At 61.0% G+C, this 646-nt stretch carries 2 protein-coding genes; both read right to left on the reverse strand.

Annotated elements, in window-relative coordinates:
- Positions 1-35: 35 nt before the first annotated feature.
- Positions 36-353 (reverse strand): HigA family addiction module antitoxin, encoded by a 318-nt coding sequence (locus tag Mspo_RS19480; RefSeq protein ID WP_159732957.1) that lies wholly within the window; start codon positions 351-353, stop codon positions 36-38.
- The coding region (locus Mspo_RS19485) for a type II toxin-antitoxin system RelE/ParE family toxin (protein WP_244613567.1) at positions 353-646 on the reverse strand (294 nt) is incomplete at its 5' end. The genes Mspo_RS19485 and Mspo_RS19480, both read right to left, overlap by 1 nt.

Genomic DNA, 646 nt, shown 5'->3' on the forward strand with positions numbered 1-646 from the left:
CGTGCGTAGCCGTAAATCATTCGTCCGCAATCCGTTCAGCGTGCGGGAGCTTCCGGGACAAAGCGCTTCACGGGAATTTGGTCGGCGCGGTCGCGCATGGCGCAAGCGTCGAACCACGCCTGCATCTTCAGCAGCGTATCCATGCTCATCCCGAAAGCCTTCTCGATCCGCAGCGCCATTTCAGGCGACAGGGCCGTCTTGCTGTTCACAAGGTCGGACAGCGTGGCGCGGCGCACCCCCAATGCGTCGGCGGCCTGCGCGATCGAAAGATTGAGCGGCTCGAGAATTTCCTCGCGGATGAAAGCGCCGGGATGCGGCGGCCTCATGCCTATGGCCACAGGTGCGTCGGTCATCAGTGATAATCCTCCAAGTCGAGGTTTGTGATGTCGCCGCCATCAAGCTCGAAGGTGATGCGCCAGTTGCCGGAAACCGAAACGCTCCATGTCCCGGCTCTGTCCCCGGAAAGCTGGTGTATGCGCCAGCCCGGCGGGCCTTGCACACCGTCCATGTTCGACGCCGAGACGAGTGCGGCAAGGATGTTGCGCGTCCGGTTCACCAGATCGGGCCGCAATTCCCTCGGGTCGTCGTTCTCGACGAAGCGCTTCAAGCCTCGATGTTTGATGGTTCGAATGTTCATCCAAGAAAA

This window comes from Methylosinus sp. Ce-a6 (genome assembly GCF_009811655.1).
Lineage (GTDB): Bacteria > Pseudomonadota > Alphaproteobacteria > Rhizobiales > Beijerinckiaceae > Methylosinus.

Bases quoted from the DNA above. Each gene is read 5' to 3' on its own strand.
- Mspo_RS19480 (WP_159732957.1), bottom strand. From the start codon at position 353: ATGACCGACGCACCTGTGGCCATAGGCATGAGGCCGCCGCATCCCGGC.